The organism is Duganella sp. S19_KUP01_CR8 (assembly GCF_036688705.1).
Lineage (GTDB): Bacteria > Pseudomonadota > Gammaproteobacteria > Burkholderiales > Burkholderiaceae_D > Rugamonas.
The window spans coordinates 1-17,834 of the sequence record NZ_JAQQPR010000056.1 but is presented as its reverse complement, the minus strand read 5'-3'; the positions used below and the strand labels follow the sequence as shown (position 1 = coordinate 17,834).

Here is a 17,834-nt window from a genome sequence, read left to right as displayed (position 1 = left end):
TCGTACAAGTCAATGCCTGATGACCATAGCAAGTTGGTCCCACCCCTTCCCATCCCGAACAGGACCGTGAAACAACTTTGCGCCGATGATAGTGCTGCAACCAGTGTGAAAGTAGGTTATCGTCAGGCTAGTTATACTAAAAAGCCCCTTCCAATGATTTGGTCGGGGCTTTTTTTCGTCTGTTGATTTCGTCTGTCGTGACCCTGCGCACGATTGAAACCACTCTTGTCAAATGATTCAGACTGAGGTGTAATGCTCACTTCAAACATGGTAAATCATTAATCTCGCGGCTAATCCGCATCAGGAGTGCGACCCGCATGCTCGACCAGGCTTTATCTCTTATGCTCGACGGTTTTACCCAGTCGAGCCGGCTTCTCCGGCTGCATACGCCGATCGGCGCCGATAAATTGCTGGCCGAATCGGTGCGCGCGGAGGAGACCATAGGCTCCGGCTTCACCTACCGTATTGAAGCGCTGTCCACCGACGCCTCCATCCCCCTGAAATCGCTGCTCGGCCAGCCGGTCTTGCTGGAGCTGCTGACCATCGCCGGCAACGACGCGCCGCGCCCTTTCCACGGTCATATCACGGCGGTGGAATTGCATGGCTCCAACGGAGGCTTTGCGCGCTATCAGTTGACCGTTGAACCGTGGTCCGCCTTCCTTGGACTGGGACGCGACAGCCGGATTTTCCAGGACATGCAGGTGTTCGACATCATCGACGCCGTGTGCGCCAGCTACGAGGGGCAAGGGCGCCTGACGCCTTTGCGCCGCTTCGATATCGTCGACCGTGACATCTACGCCAAGCGCAGCCTGACCACGCAGTACCAGGAAAGCGACCTGGCCTTCATCACCCGCCTGATGGAGGAGGAAGGCCTGTTCTATTTCTACGAACACAGCGGCGACGCCGACAGCCCTGCGCTCGGCAGCCACACGATGGTCATCGCCGACCACAATGGCAGTTTCGTCGCCAATGCCCAGCCGTTCATCCGCTACACCCAGCCGGGCGCCGTCATGCGGGAAGACAGCCTGGACCGCTGGCGCACCGAGATGTGCCTGCAGACCAATGCGGTCAAGCTGAGCAGCTGGGATTATCGGTCCCGTAGCACGCGCCGCGTCACGGCCAGCGGCGAGGGGGCGATGCTGACCAGCGACGACATTCCCGGCGCCTATGCCTATACCAGCCGCGAGCATGGCCAGCGCATGGCCGACCGCCAGGTTGAAGCCCTGCAGGCTAGCCGTGAAATTCACGTCGGCGCCGGCACGGTCCGTACGCTTGCGCCCGCAACCACTTTTACACTGCAGGGCGTCAGCCAGCTCGATGCTGCTGACAGCGATCAGCAGCGGCAGTTCCTCATTGTCCGGGTCGTGCACCTGATGCATAACAATCTGAGTGCGGAGATTCAGGGGGGCATACTCAAGGCGCTGGGGCAGGGGCCGTTGAGCGCCGCGCTGCAGCAAGAAAGCCGCGGCAGCTTGCACGCCGTCGGCTCGTCCATCGCCGAGCGTCCGCTGTACCGCAACCGTATCGACGCGATTCCCGCCGCCACGCCTTACCGGAGCGCCGCCAGGACCGAACGGCCTGTGATGCGAGGGCAGCAAAGCGCCATCGTTGTCGGCCCGGCCGGCGCGGTGGTGCACACCGACCGCGATCATCGGATCAAGGTGCAGTTTCACTGGCAGCGCGGCGCCGCCAGCCACAGCCGCCTCGACCATCCGGCCGCCGCCAGCCACACCGGCGCGCCCGCTGACGACAGCTCCGGCACCTGGGTGCGGGTGGCGACGCCGCTGGCGCCGGTCGCCGGCGCCAACTGGGGCAGCAACGCGGTACCGCGCGTCGGGCAGGAGGTGCTGGTCGATTTTATCGAGGGCAATATCGACCGTCCAGTCGTGATCGGTGCGCTCTACAACGGCAAGGGCGCGGATAACGCTCAGCATAACGCGGTGGCGCAAGGTGCGGGCGCCTCGACCGGCAACGCCAGCGCCTGGTTCCCCGGCGCCACCGGCGCCCACGCGCATCCGGCGGTGCTGTCAGGATTGAAATCGCAGGCCATGCAGGCCAGCCAGCAGGGCGCCGGCAGCTACAGCCAGCTGGTGTTTGACGATAGCCCCGGCGAGCCGCGTCTGGCCCTGCAACATCACGCCGCGCCACATGCGGGCACAGCCGAGCTCAACCTGGGACAGCTGCGCCATCAAACCGATAACCAGCGCCTCGCGCCTGCCGGCTTTGGCGCCGAGCTGAAGACCGAGCACAGCGCCGCATTGCGCGCCGGCCAGGGCATGCTGCTGACCAGCCATGGCCGCAACGGCGGCCGTGGCGCGCAGCTCGATTCCAGCGAGGCGCGCAGCCAGGCCGAAGCGAGCCAGCAATTGCAGCTGCAACTGGCGGAAACCGCGCAAAAACACAAGGCCATGCTGGCGGGCGAAAAGGCGCCGGCCGAGCTGCCTGCGATTGCAGCGATGGCGCACAGCGCCGAAGTGCTGGGCCGCAGCGCCAGCGGCAGCGATCAACAGGACACGACTGGCGGCCTCGGCACGGCGGCGGCATATCGCGAAGCGCACTTGCAGTTGTCCAGCCCGGCAGGAATCGCGGCGGCGACGCCGGCCAGCGCCGTCATCACCGCCCAAGCCAGCAGCAGCCTGGCCGCGGGACAGGACATCAACCTGGCCGCGCAGGCCAACAGCCTGCACATGGTCGCCGGCGGCGTCAGCTTGTTCACCTACGGCAAAGCCAGCAATGCGCAGAAGCCGAACCAGGAAACCGGCATCCGCCTGCATGCGGCAAGCGGCCGCGTTAGCAGCCAGAGTCAATCGGGTGAAACGCGTTTGACGGCCGACAAGGCCATCACCGTGGCCAGTGTCGCGCGCTCGGTCAGCGTGGCGGCCAAGCAGCATGTGATGCTGACCGCGCAGGGCGCCTGTCTGAAACTCGAAGGTGGCAACATCGAGTTGCATGGCCCCGGCACCATGACTTTCAAGGCGAGTCAAAAGGAACTGGCCGGTCCGGCCAGCGCAGCGGTCGTGCTGCCGCGCCTGCCGAACGGCGAGCTGAATTTGAACCAGTCGGTGCACCATGCCTATGCCGCGCAATACCAGGTGTTGCGCGACGAGCAGCGGGTCGCCCAGCAGCCCTACCTGCTGAAGCTGCCCGACGGCAGCCTGCACTACGGCGTCACCGACGCCAAGGGCAAGACCATCAAGGTCGGTACCGACCAACCCAAGCCGGTCGAGCTGACCTTGCTGACCAAGGATGGCTGGGATCAGGAAAACATCAATGTATGGCACCAGGAAATGGATCGCCATTGGGACTGAGCGCTACGCGCGAGGTCCGTCGTTATCAGGAGAATGCAGCAAGATGCGTATCAAGAATAAATTCAGTGTGGTGTTGGTGGCTGCGGGCGTGGCATTGGTGCATGCCGGTTGCAGCGCCGGCGACCAGGCGCCGTGGCGCGAGCAAATGCAGTGCGGCGACACGCAGTATGTGATCGAGTCCGACTGCAAGCGCAGCAACGACGCCGCCACGCTGAACCAATGCAAGTCACAGACCCTGAGCGTGAGCCGCGACGGCAAGACGCGCAAGGCGACGCTGCCGGAACTGAATAAAGCCAGCGCCAAGTCCATCGTCGAGACCGGCGGCAAGGTCAGCAAGCTGTTTGTCACGCAGTGGGCTTGCGCGCGCGGCGACAAGGGCGACGTCGCGGTCATGTATTACTCGATCGGCGGCGGCTCGGCGCCGTATGCGGAGGCGTATTCCATCTATGACGAGGCCGGCGTGCTGATCGAGAATGAAGACAGCGCCAAATATGAGCAGGCGCTGACGCACAGCGACGGCCATATGAAGAAAGTCAAATCGATCATGCCGCGTTAAGGGCAGGGAGCCGCCAGTGTCTACCATTTACGAGATCTTGCGCGCGTCCAAAGGGGCCGCGTACAGCGAAGACAAGATCAAGAAATACTCCTACCTGCACATGCAGCCCAAGATCGACAAGCCGGCCGGCGCGTTGGCCGGGCTGTCGCGCATCCATGGCGACGCCACGCCGCAGGTGCAGGACCGCATCATCGACATGCTGGTGGAGATCGGTGCGCGCTACAAGCTGCCGTACCGCGACATCGCGCACATGCTGCTGTTCTGCAAGATCGAATCGGGCTTCAATCCCGACGCGGCGGCCGGCACCACGTCCGCCGCCGGCCTGGGCCAGTACACCAAGGCCACCGTGGAAGAGGCCGCCAAGCCGGAAGTGTCGAAGAAGCGGCTGGGCTTTGTGCTGGAACTGGAGGGCCGCGTGTTCGACGCCGAGCGCGGCGCCTACGGCATCGTGCTGTCGTACATGTTCGCCAAGGAACGCGCCATCAAGTATTTCGGCAAGCACTACGAAAAGCATTTGTATCTGTTCCATCACGAGGGCTGGTACTTCCAGGCCAACGCCGACAACATGGCCGAAGAGCGTCCAAAAGCCGTGCTGAAGATTATCCAGACGAAGATACTGCCGTATCTCGATCCGCTGGAAAAGCTGCTGGCGGCTAAGACCAATCTGTCCTTCAAACTGCTGACCAAGGACGACAAACCCTACGCCGGCCAACCTTATGTGGCGATCTTCCCGGCCAAGGCCGGCACGCAGGGACGTCCGGTCAAGGTGCAGGGCAGCAAGGACAAGCCTGAGGTCGTGCTGGGCAAGACCGACGGCAACGGTCATACCTCGCCCATCATTGCGCCTGGCCTGTCGGAAGTGCTGTTCGTGATCCTCAATCCCCAGTACAAGGATCTGCTGCAGGTGAACGGCTTTAGCACGGAAGAGACGCACGAGGTAAAGGACAAGGAAACCTTGTCGCAGATCGCCAAGGAGAATCACACGACGGTCGCCGAGCTGCAAAAAATCAACCATATCGCCAATCCGAACCAGCTCAAGGTGGGGCAACAGCTCAAGCTGCACGAAGGCGAGTATCTGTGGCGGCGGCCGCCGATGTCGCTGATCGGCGCCTATCTGGAGCAGACGATGAACGTGCATCCGGCGGCGGTGCCTGCCATCGTCGAGCACAAGCGCAGTCATATCATGCTGCCCCAAGGTAACCAGGCGCAGCAGCACGCCGGCACCGAGCAGGTGGTGGCCATCCGTGGCGGCGCCACCAGCGACGAGGTCGCGCAGCGCAAGAAGGAAAAGGCCGTCAAGCACGAGACGGTGGAGAAGGAAATCAAGAAGAAGGTGAAGCAGGATCCGCCGGCGACCGGCAAGGCGCTCAAGGAGGGCTTGTTGTTCCCCTTCGAGAAGCGGCCATCGGCCTCGTATCACGAGGGGGCCAGGCAATTCAATTCCAGCCGAGGCGCGCGGCGCCACGCCGGCTGCGACCTGTACGCGCCGGTCGGCACCGAGGTGCGGGCGATGGCCGACGGCGTGATCCTGCAGTGCTATTCCTTCTATTGGCATACCGACGCGGTGGAAGTCGATCATGGCGACTTCATAGTTCGCTACGGCGAGGTGGCGCCGCGTAGCGGCAAGGAGCAGCAGGCCATGCGCGGCAAGGAGGTCAAGCGCGGCGACGTGATCGGCAAAGTTGGCCAGCTGATCAAGGAGAACGGCAAGCACCATAAGGACACGATGCTGCATCTGGAGCTGTATAGCAGTAATCTGTCGACTGCCAAGAGCCAACTCACCGACAAGAAGCGGGGCCCGTTCCAGCGCCGCGCCGATTTGATGGACCCGACTGCGACGCTCGACAAGTGCGTGCTGACTTAAGCCTGACGAACTAAACGACTGGATCACAATGAAAACAAATTACATCATGCTGGGCCTGTGCCTGGCCATCAGTGCTTGCGCCCAGGCGCAAAGCGAACCTACTCCTGCGGAGCACGTCTTTGACGTGATCGCCTCACCCAAGCTGTTCACAAGCAACTGGAAGCAGGCAATGCAGCAACTGGCTCCGTGGTGCAAGCCGAGCACGCGCCCCGAGCGCGAACAGCTCAAGCGCGGCAACGTGGAGTGCGGAGAAAAAGTCAAGACCGACAGCTTCGCGATGTCGCCGGAGATGGGCGGCAATATCGAGCTGGTGCAGGCTTCGTTTATTGGCGCGGCCAACTGCGCCTACGTCAAGAAAATCCTGACCCGGAATTTCGGCAAGCCGAGCACGGTGAAGGGCGAATGCAGCATGACGTGGAACATCAAGCCGGCAAGCAAGGGCGGCCCGCAGCGCTATGCGAGCTTCGAGGCATCAACCGTCGACGACATGCTGGATTTCACGATCGGCGTCGAGCAAGGGCCGTAAGGCGCTCAGTTGTTCATGCGCTGGGTATGCGTCCATTGGTGGTCGGATGCGTACACCGCCGAGCTGTAGGTGCGGTAGGTCTGGCCTTCGCCCGGCCACGGGTTCATGATGTACACATAGTTGACCCCGTTGACGGTTTCATAGCCGCGTCCCACCATGATGTGGCCGCCGCCGCCGGTCCAGCCGTAGCGGATCACGAACGGCCGGTTGGCGTTGATGTCGGACACCACGCTGTTCCAGGACGAGGCCGAGTTGTAGGCCGTGTTGGCCACGCCCCAGGCCTTCAGGATGTTCTGCACGCTGCCATTGCTGCCGTACATGCTGTTGGGCTGGTTGGCGTTGCTGTTCCAGTTGAAGTTTGAATTGCCGCAAGCGTAGTTCAGGCCGAAGGCCCAATTGACGATCTGGCACTGGCTGGGCGTTTGTCCGTAGAAGTTCAGGACGGCCTTGCTGGAGCCGGCCCAGCACCACTGGCTGTGCTCTTGCGTGACCAGCGGCACGTTCAGGGTTTTCCATTGCGCGAAGGCGGACGGCAGCGCTGCCAGCAGGGCTGCGCTCAAGATCAGGCGGTTGAGTTTTTTCATGTGGATCTCCTTGTGTCAGGCGCGGCGGCTCAGCGCGCGCTTTCCAGGTTTTTCTTGACCGCGGCGCGCAGCGGCTCCAGCAGTTCGCTTGCATCGAGCAAGCCATCGCCTGCGCCTTTGCGTTGCAGCAGCAGCGACTGGCGGGCCGAATGCAGTGGCGCGTAGCGCGCCGCGCCGCCCTGGCCGCCGTGCACCTCCAGCAGGTCGGACTGCGCCTGATAGATGCGCAGCACGCGCACATTCGAGCGCTCCGGGTTGGCGTACGCGCTCATGGCCGCGTCCAGGTCCTTGGCCATCACGGCCGCGCCATAGGCCACCGTCTCCCATTTGCCGTTGACTTGCTCCACCGTTGCCAGGCCGATCGGCTGGTCGGCCAGGGTGATGACGAAACGCCAGATGCCGGTGGGCTTGGCCAGCGTCCGCAGTTCGCTGCGGCCGGCCAGCAGGTCGGCGGGGGCGACGGTGTAGACCGGGAAGCCGTAGGCGATGCGGGCATCCTTCAGGTCTTGGACGTCGGCCACTTCCAGCGGGAATCCCTGAGGCGCGCTGCCGGCGTGGTTCTGCACCTGGTACTGGACGAATTGCGTGAAGTCGCGCCGGACGGCGCTGCTTGCGCCATCGAGTTGCGCCTGCGGCGAGGCGGCAATTTGCGCGGTCTGCGCCAGCAGCGCGGGGCTGGTCAGACTCAGGCAGCCGGCCGCGGCCAGCCCGAGGAATGTGGAAATACGGGGCATAGTTTCTGTCTCCTTGCATATGGATGGAAAGGGCCGCCGGCATCGGGACGGCGCAGCCATTCTAGGTAATCCAAATTGCAAGTTTGTCGTTTTTCTACAATTGAGACAGATGCTGTGCGAATGTTTCGTTTCCTGACAATCGAAAGGTGGAGCGGTCTATTGTGACGTATTGCAACGTGCCATCACAATTGCTGTCCACGTGCAGAATTGGGTTGTATTATTAAGTCCATCGTCTTGTTCATTCCACAGAGGTGCATTCATGTCAGAAGCAAAAAAATACCGGCTGGTTACGCGCAGTGACTTCGACGGTTTGGTGTGCGCAGTCCTGTTGAAGCATCTGGACATGATCGATGAGATCCTGTTTGTGCATCCGAAGGATATGCAGGACGGTAAGATCGCCATCAGCGACAACGACATCACCACCAATCTGCCGTTCGTGCCCGGTGTGCATATCGCTTTCGACCACCATCTGTCGGAAACCATCCGCAACACGGGCGAGCGCAAGAACCACGTGATCCACCCGGAAGCGCCGTCGGCCGCGCGCGTGGTGTACGACTACTACGGCGCCGGGAAAGCTTTTCCTGCCTCGTGGGAAGACATGATGGTGGCGGTGGACAAGGGCGATGCGGCCCGCTTCAACGAGCAGGAAGTGCTGAATCCAGAGGGATGGGATCTGCTGAACTTCCTGATGGACGCGCGCACCGGACTGGGCCGCTTCCGCGAGTTCCGCATCTCGAACTACAACCTGATGATGGACCTGATCGACTACTGCAAGAACCATACGATCGCCGAGATCATGGCCTTGCCGGACGTGCGGGAGCGCAAGGACCTGTACTTCGAGCACGCCGAGAAGTGCAAGGAGCAGATCCGCCGTTGCGCGACGGTGCACAAGAACCTGGTGGTGCTGGATCTGCGCGATGAAGAGATCATCTACGCCGGCAACCGCTTCATCATCTATGCGATGTATCCGCAGACGAATATCTCGATCCACGTGCTGTGGGGCCTGAAGAACCAGAACACGGTGTTCGCCACCGGCAAATCGATCCTGAACCGCACGTCCAAGACCAACATCGGCGCGCTGATGCTGGAATACGGCGGTGGCGGGCATGAGAATGCCGGCACCTGCCAGGTCGACAACGAACTCTCGGAAGAGGTGCTGGGAGCGTTGATCGCCCGAATAAACTCGGAAGGCTGACCAGATAAGCAAACGGCGCTCAGTGAGCGCCGTTTTTCATTCAGACTTCTTCTTTTTCAGGAAGGGCGATCTGGTTGTCTATGCTGAACTGGTAGTCCTTGAACACATGCTCGGCGGTCAGCAACTGATACTCGCCGCTGGCCTTCTTGTGCGAGGTGTCTTTCAGGCGATAGGTATAGTGCCCGCAAGTCCAGCAGTTGAAGTTGCGCATGTGGGTGCACAGGCAGGTCTTGTCCATCACCACGATGTTCTTCTCGTCCGGATGCGCCGCCACTTCGCGGTTGTAGGAGTTGATGTAGGCGCAGTTGCCGGTCGCGTCCAGCAGGTAGCCATACGATTCGCAGCCCGGACGGATGCCGGCGCCGATCGCCGGCGTGTTCTTGAGCATGCGCATCGGGTAGCCGGTCGGCGAGACGCCGTTGACGATGATGTCCTCTTCCGACGCCTTGAAGTATTCCTGCTTGACCTTGGCCGGCAGGCCGCACTCATTGGTCACGGTGAAGCGGGTCGCCACCTGCACGCCCGCCGCGCCCGCTTCCAGGAAGCGCACCGCGTCGCTGCCGGTGAAGATGCCGCCGGCCGCGATCAGTGGAATTTCAAGGTTCTCCGCCTTCAGGTAGTCCAGCAGTTCCTGGGTGATGGTCATCAGGTCGTACTCGGCCCAGTCCATGCCGAAGCCCAGGTGGCCGCCGGCCAGCGGGCCTTCGACGATGATGTAGTCCGGCAGACGGTCCAGCTTGGCGTTCTTGCGCAGGAAGATCTGCAGCGCGCGCACCGACGACACGATGATGCCCAGCTTGGCTTCGCGGAAGCGCGGGTGGTCGGCCATCAGCGCGAACGAGCCGAAGTGCAGGCCGGCCGACAGCGTGATGCCGTCGATGCCGGCGTCCAGCGCCGCATTGAGGCGGGTGCGCAGGGTTTCGCGCGGGCCGTTCATGGTCAGCTTTTCCATGCAGTTGACGAAGATCAGGCCAGGGCCTTGCTTCGCCGCCATGGTGGCGCCGATGTGGCGGCGCTGCGCGTCGGCCAGGCGTTCCAGGTCGAACTGCACCACGGACTTGTCCATGTTGTTGATATTGAACTTGTAGAGCTTGGTCTTGTCCTTGACGAAGCTGGTGTCGAACTTGCGGTCCGACACGTCTTCCACCATGGCGTCCGAGATATGGCCGATGCCGCCCAGGCGGGCCGCTTCCAGCGCCAGCTCGGACGTCGAAATATCCACGCCCATGCCGCCGACCATGATGGGCACGTACTCGTTTTTGCCAAAGCGCAGGCGGAAATCATCAACACGTTTCATTGCTATCCTTAGACTACCGTAGTGGTTGCCGGGAACTAAGCCCGGCGCTATGCGTAATATGCGGTCGCGCGGCAGTACACCTTGCATGGAGCCCGGTTCGATTCTACTCCATGTGTACTACAGCATTGTGACGCCGCGGCGGGCGTCGCGCGAAGAGGTCAGTCGCGGAAGTTGTTGAATTCCAGCGGCATTTCCGGCACGTCCTTGCGCAGCATGGCCATGGCCGCCTGCAGGTCGTCGCGCTTGGCGCCGGTGACGCGCACGGCTTCGCCCTGGATGCTCGCTTGCACTTTCATCTTGCTATCCTTGATGACGCGCACGATCTTCTTGGCATCGTCGGATTCGATGCCGTTCTTGATCTTGATCACTTGCTTGACCTTGTCGCCGCCGATTTTCTTGATGTCGCCGTCTTCCAGGAAGCGCACGTCAACCTTGCGCTTGGACAGCTTATTGGTCAGCACATCACGTACCTGTTGCAGCTGGAATTCGGAGTCGGCGACGACGGTCAGTTCGTTTTCCTTGTGCTCGACGGAGGCGCCGGTACCCTTGAAGTCAAAACGGGTGGCGATTTCTTTTTGAGATTGCTCGACGGCATTCTTCACTTCGATCATATCGGCTTCGGAGACTACATCAAACGACGGCATAACTATTTCCTTTTCGTGTGGCATGCAGCGTGAATCAAATCCGCTGCATCAAAGACTGACATTTTAACGGACAACCGGCCCGATGCCGCCATATCGGCGCTGGTTTTTTGCTTGTTTCGCTCTATAATCGATGAAATTTCCCAGGTTTTTCCTCCATGCATCCACAGTCAGCCATTCAATACCAGTTCCCACTCCAGTCTCTTAATACATTCGGCATTGCGGCGACGGCGCACGCGTATTTGCGCGTGACGAAAACAGAGCAACTGCTCGGCGTTTTTGCCGATGCCGCCTGGGTTTCTGCGCCGAAGCTGGTGCTGGGCGGCGGCAGCAATTTGCTGTTGACCGGAGACTTTCCCGGACTGGTCTTGCACATCGCGCTGAAGGGGCGTGAAGTGCTGGCCGGCGATGAGCGCCACCATTATGTGCGCGCGGCGGCCGGCGAGAACTGGCACGAGTTCGTGCAGTGGACGCTGGCGCAGGGCGTGGGCGGACTGGAAAACCTGTCGCTGATACCGGGTACGGTGGGCGCGGCGCCGATCCAGAACATCGGCGCCTACGGCCTGGAGACCAAGGACGTGTTCCACAGCGTGACGGTGTTCGATCCGTCGGACGGCAGCACGCGCACGATGGATGCCGCCGCCTGCCGCTTCGCGTATCGCGACAGTATCTTCAAGCAGGAGGGCGGCCGCCACCTGATCATCCTCGACGTCTGCTTCGCGCTGCCGAAGCAGTGGCAGCCCAACCTGCGCTACGCCGAACTGGCGCAGGCGGTGGCGGAGCAGGGCCTGGCCGTGGCGAGCGCGCAGCAGGTGGCCGACACGGTGATCGCGATCCGCCGCCGCAAGCTGCCCGATCCCGCGGTGATTGGCAACGCCGGCAGCTTCTTCAAGAACCCGGTGGTGACGGGCGCGCAATGCGCGGCGCTGCTGGAGCGCTTCCCGACGCTGGTGCACCACGCGCAGCCGGATGGCAGCGAGAAGCTGGCGGCGGGATGGCTGATCGATCAATGCGGATGGAAGGGGCGCAACCTGGGCGCGGCGGGCGTGTACCCGAAACAGGCGCTGGTGCTGGTGAATAACGGCGGCGCGCAAGGCGCCGATGTGGTGGCGCTGGCGCGCGCGATCCAGGCGGATGTGCAGGCGCGCTATGGTGTGCTGCTGGAACCTGAGCCGGTGTTTATTTAAAAGCCGAAGGCGAAGCTGTCATTCCCGCGAAAGCGGGAATCCATAGAACGCCTCCGATACCTACTCAGTATGGATTCCCGCTTACGCGGGAATGACCCTCTAGCCGAAGTGGCAAACGTAATCGACCGTCTCGACGGTCTCGATATCAAAGCTCGAATTGCCGCCCACTTTGAATTCCTGGCCCGCCGCGTAGGTCTGCCATTCGCTGGCGCCGGCCAGGCGCACCTTGCACACGCCGCCGATGATCTCCATCGTTTCCGGCGCGCCGGTGTTGAAGGTCAGGCTGGAGGGGAAGATCACGCCGACGCTTTTCTTGCTGCCGTCGGCGAAGATCACATTGTGCGAAACGCATTTGCCGTCGAAGTAGATATTCGATTTCTTGACGACGCTGACTTGATCAAATTGAGCACTCATGCTGCTGTTTTTCCTTAGTTCGATACGGAGGGGAGACCAGGCAGGTCGGCCGCGTTCACCACGCGGTTGCGGCCACCGCGCTTGGCGGCATAGAGCGCCTGGTCGGCTTGCTGGATCAGCTGTTCGATGCTGGAGGCGGAGGAGGGCACCACGCTGGCCACGCCGATCGACATGGTAACGGTGGAGAACTCGGTATCCGCCTGCGGATTCTCGATGGCCAGCTGTTCCAGGTGGCGGCGGCACGACTCGGCCACGATCAGCGCCCCAGTCAGTGGTGTATCCGGCAGGATGATGGCGAATTCTTCGCCGCCGTAGCGCGCGGCCAGGTCGGCCGGGCGCTTGAGATGTTCGGTCAATACTGCGGCCACTTTTTTCAGGCACAAATCGCCCGCCAGGTGGCCGAAGCTGTCGTTATACAGCTTGAAAAAATCGACGTCGCACAGCAGCAGCGTCAAAGGCTGCTTGTCGCGCTGGCCGCGCTGCCATTCGATGTGCATGGTGTCGTCGAAGCTGCGGCGGTTGGCGATGCCGGTCAGGCCGTCAAGCGCCGCCAGCTTTTGCAGTTCGATGTTGGCGTCCGCCAGCTGCTTCTGGCTCTCGCGCAGGAAGCGGAAGGCCTGGTCGCGCTGCAGGCGGTTGATATGGGCGCCGGAGTGATAGCGCACGCGCGCCAGCAGCTCCAGCTTGTCGGGCAGCTTGACCATGTAGTCGTTGGCGCCGGTGGCGAAGCTGTGCGCCTTGAGCTTGGGGTCTTCCTTGGCCGAGAGGACGATCACCGGCACATTGCGCAGCTCTTCGCTCTCGCGGTAGAGCTGGATCATGCCGAAGCCGTCGATGGACGGCATCACCAGATCCTGCAGGATCACGGTCGGCTGCAATTGCTTTGCAGTTTCCAGTGCCTTGGTGGCGTCGGTCACGTAATGGAATTCGATGTCGGCCTGGTCGCTCAGCATGCGGCGCACTGCCTCGACGATGATCAACTGGTCGTCCACCAGCAACACCCTGACCTTGAAGGCGGTCAGCGCGTGTTCCGGATCTGCTGCGGTTGCGTGTACTTCGGACATCAGTGTTCTCTTTAAAGGTAAATCAGCTGCGGCCGCCCAGGGTGTTGCGCAAGACTGTGCCGATCTTCGCCAGCGGTAAAATCATCTGCGCCGCATCCAGCTCGGCGGCGGCGCGCGGCATGCCGTAGACCGCGCTGCTGGCCTGGTCCTGGGCGATGGTGGCGTGGCCGGCGCGGCGCATGGCCAGCAGGCCTTCGGCGCCGTCGCGGCCCATGCCGGTCAGCAGCACGCCCACCGCTTCGCCCTTCCAGTGCTGCGCCACACAATGGAAAAACACGTCGACCGACGGGCGGTAGGCGTAGTCCTTGGGGGTTGCATCGTAACGCAAGCGATAGTTTTGATCCAGCGTTAAGTGGTCGTTGCTCTTGGCGATCAGGACGGTGCCCGCCACCAGTTCGTCGCCTTCCTCGATGGCGCGCACCGGCATCTCCAGCTGTTCGCCCAGCCAGCGGGCGAAATTGTCGGCGAAATGCTGGTCGATGTGCTGCACCACCACCACCGCGCAGCCGCGCGGCGGCTTCCAGCCCGCCAGCATCTTGGAGACCGCCACCGGGCCACCGGTGGAGGCGCCGATCGCCAGCAGCGAGGTGACGCGCTCCATGCCGTCGTGCGACTCGGCGCCGTTGCCGCTGGACGCCGTCTTCGGCATCATCGCCTGGCTGCCGCCGCTGTGGCGTATCAGCTTGTCCATGGTGCGGATCTTGGCCAGCAGTTCGGCATCGCCTCCGGGCTGGCCTTGCAGCACCGGGGTCGCCGTCACGTCCAGCGCGCCGGCGCCCAGCGCGCGGAACACCTGGTTGACGTTGTCCTGCGGCCGCCCGGTCACCACCAGGATGGCGCACGGGCTTTGCTCCATGATCTGCCGGGTCGCCTCGACGCCGTCCAGCTCCGGCATGTTCAGGTCCATCAGGATCAGGTCCGGGCGGTTGTCCGAGCACATGCGCACCGCCTCGGCGCCGGTGCGGGCGATCCACAGTACCTGGTGCTCCGCAGTGCTGGCGACGACCCGCCGCAGCGCTTCGGCTGCCATGGCTACATCGTTGGCGATGGCGATTTTCATCTGCGGGCATCTCCTATCAGATCGTTGACGGCGTCGAGCAGCGTCTCGTCGTGAAAGCTGCCCTTGGTCAGGTAGTAGTCGGCGCCGGCCGACAGCCCGCGTGCGCGGTCTTCGGGACGGTCTTTGTAAGAGACTATCATGACTGGCAGTTTATGCAGGTGAATGTCCTTTTTGATCAGCGTGACCAGTTCGATGCCGTCCATGCGCGGCATGTCGACGTCGGTGATCACCAGGTCGTAGTCGCCGCTGCGCACCACGTTCCAGCCGTCGATGCCGTCGATGGCGATATCGACCAGATAGCCGCGGCCGAGCAGCAGCTTGCGCTCCATCTCGCGCACCGTGAGCGAATCGTCCACCACCAGTATGCGCTTGGTCTTGCGGCGCTCGGCCTGGTCGGACTTGGCCAGTTGATGCAGGCCGCCTTCGTGCAGCAGCTTGTCGATCGAGAGCAGCAGGTCGGGCACGTCGAGGATCAGCACCGGCTCGCCGTCGTCGAGCAGGGCGGCGGCGGAGATGTCGCGCATCTTGCCGAAGATCGGGTCGAGCGCCTGCACCGCCAGGCTTTGTTCGCCGCGTATCGCCTCCACCACCAGCGCGTAGCGGCGCGTGCCGCTGCCGATGACGACCACCGCCAGTTCGTCGCTGCTGGCGTCGGTGTCGCCCAGTTCCAGCACCTGCGAGGCCGAGACCAGACCCAGATGCTCGCCGCCCAGATCGAAGAACTGCTTGCTCTCCAGCGTGTGGATGGCCGACTGCGGCACCTTGACCACGCGCTCCACCTGCACGATGGGCACGGCGTAGGCCTCGCCCTTGACGTCCACCACCAGCGCGCGCACGATCGATTGCGTCAGCGGCAGCGTGATGAAGGTGCGGAAGCCGACGCCCAGTTCCGATTCGATGCGCACGGTGCCGTTCTGCGAGCGTATGGTTTCGTGCACGATGTCCAGGCCGACGCCGCGCCCGGAAATCTCGGTGGTGTTTTCCTTCAGGCTGAAGGCCGGCAGGAACAGGAACTCCAGCAGCTCCGCCGGCGACAGCGAGGCCGCCATCTGCTGGCTGGCCATCTTGCGCTCCACCACGCGGGTGCGGATTTTTTCCAGGTCCACGCCGCGGCCGTCGTCGCTGATCTCGATGCTGAGCATGCCGGCGCGGTGCTTCGCCTCCAGCACGATGGTGCCCACGGCGGGCTTGCCGGCGGCGACGCGGGCGTCCGGTGCGTCCATGCCGTGGTCGACGGCGTTGCGCAGCATGTGGTTGAGCGGACTTTCGATTTTGGCCAGGATGTCGCGGTCGACCAGCGTGTCCTCGCCGATGATCTGCAGCTGCACGTCCTTGCCCATGTTGCGGGCCAGGTCGCGCACCATGCGCGGGAAGGCCTGCACGCCGTCGCGGAAGGGGCGCATGCGCAGCGTCAGCACCTCGTCCACCATGCCTTGCGAAACGGCCAGCAGGCGGCGCTCGTAGGCCTCGATGTCGGCGATATGCTCCAGCACGAACTGCTTGAGCGGGTGGGTCTTTTGCAGCGCCAGCAGCGACTTCTCTTTCAGGCCGGCGTCGCTGCTGTTGGCGATCGCCTCGTGCAGTTGCTCGACCAGCGCGAACAGGCTGCTCTGGTTGCGTTTGAAGCGCTGCATGTCCTGGATGAAGGGATGCATCTGGTGCGCGTTGATGCGCGACTCGCTGGCCAGCGACAGCAGCCGGTCGAAGTTCTGCGCGGCCTTCAGCGCCGCCGGCGTGCGCGGCGCGATGGCCGGCGTTTCCTCGGCGGCAGCGGCCGGCGCGGCGGCGCTGGCAACGGCTGGCGCGCTGGGCGCGCCTAGCGGCGGCAGGCCGGCTTCGGCCCGCAGGTTCACCGGCTCGGGCAGGAAGGCGATGGTGGCGATGGCGTCCAGCGTCTGCCTGATCAGCGTGGCGTTGGCGCCCAGCCAGGCGTCGACGCCGCTGTCCTGCAGGCGCGATAGCTGGAGGATCAGGTCGACGCCCGCCAGCAGCACGTCGACGCGGTTGGGCGTGAGCGCCAGCTTGCCGTTCTGGGCGGCGATGAAGGCGTCCTCCATGCCATGCGCCAGCTGCACCACCACTTCCAGGCCGACGATGGCGGCCGCGCCCTTGATCGAGTGCGCCGCGCGCATCATCGATTCGATGGCGCCGGCGTCGTCCTTCAGGCGCTCCATGGCCAGCAGGCCGTCGGTCAGGATCTGGGTCTGGCTTTCGGCCTCCATGCGGAACAGGTCCAGCATGGAAAACTGGCTCAGGTCTCCGTTGTTGTCGCTGCTCTGGCTCATCGCAGTACCCTCGCAAGTTGGTAGCCGATCAGCGCCGCATCGAGCACGCCGATATGCATGTCTTCATGCGCTATCACGCCCGACAGGAAGCGCGACAGGCCCTTGTTGATGGTGGCGGCCGGCGCCTGCACCGAGGCGGTGGCGTAGCGCAGGATGCCGTGCAGGTCGGCCACCGGCAGCGCATAGGCCTGGTCTTCCCATTGCGTCAGCAGCAGGCGCGCAAAGGTGTGGCGATCGGTGGCGGCCTCGCCCTCGTTTTCGTCGATGCCCAGCAGCGCCGCCAGCGACATGCAGGGATACAGCGTGCCGCCGACGTTGACGATGCCGCTCAAGCCGCGTTCCGCGCGGTGCGGCAGGCGGTGCGGCTTGGCCTGCTGTGCCACCGACACGAACATCTTGGTCGGCAGCGACAGCCATTCGCGGCCGATGCGGAACACCAGGCAGGAAGCGTCCAGTTGTTGCGCGCCGGCGGCGGCCTGGCGGAAATGGGCGGCCCAGTCTTTTTTGTAATCGTCGCCGACGACGCGCTGCAGGTTGCGCTGGGCGGCGGCCGCGTACACGTCGCAGTTGCGGCAGTGGACCGCCTGTTCCAGCTTCTCGCAGCTTTGGTCGCCGACGACGCCGATGCGGTTCCAGCAGTCGTCGATGCTGGCGATGGCGATAGGGGAGGTGGTCGTATTCATGGTTGGGCGCCCTCAGGATCCTTGCTGGCGTTTGTAGATGCGCGCGGCGCGGGCCTTCAGCGCGGTGGCGGCGCCAGGGTCGTTGTTGGTCTCGGCCAGCAGGGCCAGGTGGCATAGCGCTTCGTAATGGTCCGGTTGCAGGTAGATGCAGCGCTTCCAGTAGTCTTCCGCGAGCTTGTGCTTGTTCGTCAGTTCGTTGACCAGGCCGAGGATGAAATAGGCTTCCGCCGAATCGGGCGCCTGCGCCAGGTGGTCGCGGCTCACGTTCTCAGCTTCCTTCAGTTGTCCCAGGTCGGCCAGCCGGCGGGCTTCGGCCAGCAGGTCGATGGCGGAAGGCTTTGCTGGCGCCGGGGCGGGGACAGGCGCCAGCCGGTGCGCCGGCTTCGCCACTGGCGCTGGCGCCGGCGCAGAGGCGGCCGGCGGCGCGGCACGGCGC

Annotated in this window: 15 protein-coding genes, 1 rRNA gene and 1 pseudogene; 7 read left to right on the top strand and 10 right to left on the bottom strand. The window is 63.2% G+C overall.

Annotated features, from left to right (window positions below; all coding sequences use genetic code 11):
• The first annotated feature begins 15 nt into the window (after positions 1-15).
• The 5 genes from rrf (at position 16) to V6M89_RS29955 (ending at position 6,254) form a co-directional block, all read left to right on the top strand.
• Positions 16-128: ribosomal RNA gene (gene rrf, locus V6M89_RS29975) — 5S ribosomal RNA — on the top strand.
• A 189-nt stretch (positions 129-317) separates the two neighbouring features.
• On the top strand, positions 318-3,308 hold the full coding sequence (locus V6M89_RS29970) for a type VI secretion system Vgr family protein (RefSeq protein ID WP_332856644.1): 2,991 nt from the start codon (positions 318-320) through the stop codon (positions 3,306-3,308).
• 43 nt (positions 3,309-3,351) lie between these two features.
• Positions 3,352-3,864 carry a hypothetical protein gene (locus V6M89_RS29965; RefSeq protein WP_332856643.1) on the top strand — a complete coding sequence of 171 codons (513 nt, stop codon included), beginning with the start codon at positions 3,352-3,354 and terminating at the stop codon, positions 3,862-3,864.
• A gap of 16 nt (positions 3,865-3,880) precedes the next feature.
• Entirely contained in the window at positions 3,881-5,728 is a 1,848-nt protein-coding gene (locus V6M89_RS29960; protein ID WP_332856642.1) for a LysM peptidoglycan-binding domain-containing M23 family metallopeptidase, read from the top strand.
• Positions 5,729-5,756: 28 nt separating this feature from the next.
• Positions 5,757-6,254, top strand: coding sequence for a hypothetical protein (locus V6M89_RS29955; RefSeq protein ID WP_332856641.1), 498 nt, complete (start codon positions 5,757-5,759; stop codon positions 6,252-6,254).
• Between the two features lie 5 nt (positions 6,255-6,259).
• Here the strand turns inward: V6M89_RS29955 and V6M89_RS29950 are convergent, their stop codons facing one another.
• Together V6M89_RS29950 and V6M89_RS29945 are read right to left on the bottom strand one after the other, a co-directional pair.
• Complete coding sequence (locus V6M89_RS29950) at positions 6,260-6,838, bottom strand: C39 family peptidase (protein WP_332856640.1); 579 nt, start codon at positions 6,836-6,838, stop codon at positions 6,260-6,262.
• Between the two features lie 29 nt (positions 6,839-6,867).
• The gene (locus V6M89_RS29945; protein ID WP_332856639.1) at positions 6,868-7,572 is read right to left on the bottom strand and encodes a hypothetical protein; all 705 of its coding nucleotides are present in this window, start codon (positions 7,570-7,572) and stop codon (positions 6,868-6,870) included.
• A 259-nt stretch (positions 7,573-7,831) separates the two neighbouring features.
• On the opposite strand from V6M89_RS29945, the gene V6M89_RS29940 reads away from it, so the two are divergent.
• The gene (locus tag V6M89_RS29940; RefSeq protein ID WP_332856638.1) at positions 7,832-8,767 is read left to right on the top strand and encodes an exopolyphosphatase; all 936 of its coding nucleotides are present in this window, start codon (positions 7,832-7,834) and stop codon (positions 8,765-8,767) included.
• A 40-nt stretch (positions 8,768-8,807) separates the two neighbouring features.
• Here V6M89_RS29940 and V6M89_RS29935 read toward each other — a convergent pair whose 3' ends face one another.
• Together V6M89_RS29935 and V6M89_RS29930 are read right to left on the bottom strand one after the other, a co-directional pair.
• Positions 8,808-10,064, bottom strand: a complete 1,257-nt coding sequence (locus tag V6M89_RS29935) for a nitronate monooxygenase (RefSeq protein WP_332856637.1) — start codon at positions 10,062-10,064, stop codon at positions 8,808-8,810.
• Between the two features lie 158 nt (positions 10,065-10,222).
• The gene (locus tag V6M89_RS29930) at positions 10,223-10,708 is read right to left on the bottom strand and encodes a YajQ family cyclic di-GMP-binding protein (protein ID WP_020705685.1); all 486 of its coding nucleotides are present in this window, start codon (positions 10,706-10,708) and stop codon (positions 10,223-10,225) included.
• Between the two features lie 155 nt (positions 10,709-10,863).
• Between V6M89_RS29930 and murB the strand changes: the two genes are divergently transcribed.
• The gene (murB, locus tag V6M89_RS29925) at positions 10,864-11,892 is read left to right on the top strand and encodes a UDP-N-acetylmuramate dehydrogenase (RefSeq protein WP_332856636.1); all 1,029 of its coding nucleotides are present in this window, start codon (positions 10,864-10,866) and stop codon (positions 11,890-11,892) included.
• 99 nt (positions 11,893-11,991) lie between these two features.
• On the opposite strand, the gene ppnP is transcribed toward murB, so the two are convergent.
• From ppnP to V6M89_RS29895, 6 genes and pseudogenes are all read right to left on the bottom strand, one after another.
• Positions 11,992-12,306 (bottom strand): pyrimidine/purine nucleoside phosphorylase, encoded by a 315-nt coding sequence (gene ppnP / locus V6M89_RS29920; protein WP_020705687.1) that lies wholly within the window; start codon positions 12,304-12,306, stop codon positions 11,992-11,994.
• Positions 12,307-12,320: 14 nt separating this feature from the next.
• Positions 12,321-13,370: a diguanylate cyclase gene (locus V6M89_RS29915; protein ID WP_332856635.1), complete on the bottom strand. Its 1,050-nt coding sequence runs from the start codon at positions 13,368-13,370 to the stop codon at positions 12,321-12,323.
• 22 nt (positions 13,371-13,392) lie between these two features.
• Complete coding sequence (gene cheB, locus V6M89_RS29910) at positions 13,393-14,430, bottom strand: chemotaxis-specific protein-glutamate methyltransferase CheB (protein ID WP_332856634.1); 1,038 nt, start codon at positions 14,428-14,430, stop codon at positions 13,393-13,395.
• Positions 14,427-16,715 (bottom strand): hybrid sensor histidine kinase/response regulator, encoded by a 2,289-nt coding sequence (locus V6M89_RS29905; protein ID WP_332856633.1) that lies wholly within the window; start codon positions 16,713-16,715, stop codon positions 14,427-14,429. Before V6M89_RS29905 ends, cheB begins: the two co-directional genes overlap by 4 nt.
• Positions 16,712-17,398: a chemotaxis protein CheW gene (locus tag V6M89_RS29900; RefSeq protein WP_332856632.1), complete on the bottom strand. Its 687-nt coding sequence runs from the start codon at positions 17,396-17,398 to the stop codon at positions 16,712-16,714. Before V6M89_RS29900 ends, V6M89_RS29905 begins: the two co-directional genes overlap by 4 nt.
• A gap of 12 nt (positions 17,399-17,410) precedes the next feature.
• Positions 17,411-17,834 (bottom strand): annotated as a pseudogene (locus V6M89_RS29895) (CheR family methyltransferase); the annotation flags it as partial.

Bases quoted from the DNA above. Each gene is read 5' to 3' on its own strand.
- V6M89_RS29970 (WP_332856644.1), top strand. From the start codon at position 318: ATGCTCGACCAGGCTTTATCTCTTATGCTCGACGGTTTTACCCAGTCG.
- V6M89_RS29965 (WP_332856643.1), top strand. From the start codon at position 3,352: ATGCGTATCAAGAATAAATTCAGTGTGGTGTTGGTGGCTGCGGGCGTG.
- V6M89_RS29955 (WP_332856641.1), top strand. From the start codon at position 5,757: ATGAAAACAAATTACATCATGCTGGGCCTGTGCCTGGCCATCAGTGCT.
- V6M89_RS29950 (WP_332856640.1), bottom strand. From the start codon at position 6,838: ATGAAAAAACTCAACCGCCTGATCTTGAGCGCAGCCCTGCTGGCAGCG.
- V6M89_RS29945 (WP_332856639.1), bottom strand. From the start codon at position 7,572: ATGCCCCGTATTTCCACATTCCTCGGGCTGGCCGCGGCCGGCTGCCTG.
- V6M89_RS29940 (WP_332856638.1), top strand. From the start codon at position 7,832: ATGTCAGAAGCAAAAAAATACCGGCTGGTTACGCGCAGTGACTTCGAC.
- V6M89_RS29935 (WP_332856637.1), bottom strand. From the start codon at position 10,064: ATGAAACGTGTTGATGATTTCCGCCTGCGCTTTGGCAAAAACGAGTAC.
- V6M89_RS29930 (WP_020705685.1), bottom strand. From the start codon at position 10,708: ATGCCGTCGTTTGATGTAGTCTCCGAAGCCGATATGATCGAAGTGAAG.
- murB (WP_332856636.1), top strand. From the start codon at position 10,864: ATGCATCCACAGTCAGCCATTCAATACCAGTTCCCACTCCAGTCTCTT.
- ppnP (WP_020705687.1), bottom strand. From the start codon at position 12,306: ATGAGTGCTCAATTTGATCAAGTCAGCGTCGTCAAGAAATCGAATATC.
- V6M89_RS29915 (WP_332856635.1), bottom strand. From the start codon at position 13,370: ATGTCCGAAGTACACGCAACCGCAGCAGATCCGGAACACGCGCTGACC.
- cheB (WP_332856634.1), bottom strand. From the start codon at position 14,430: ATGAAAATCGCCATCGCCAACGATGTAGCCATGGCAGCCGAAGCGCTG.
- V6M89_RS29905 (WP_332856633.1), bottom strand. From the start codon at position 16,715: ATGAGCCAGAGCAGCGACAACAACGGAGACCTGAGCCAGTTTTCCATG.
- V6M89_RS29900 (WP_332856632.1), bottom strand. From the start codon at position 17,398: ATGAATACGACCACCTCCCCTATCGCCATCGCCAGCATCGACGACTGC.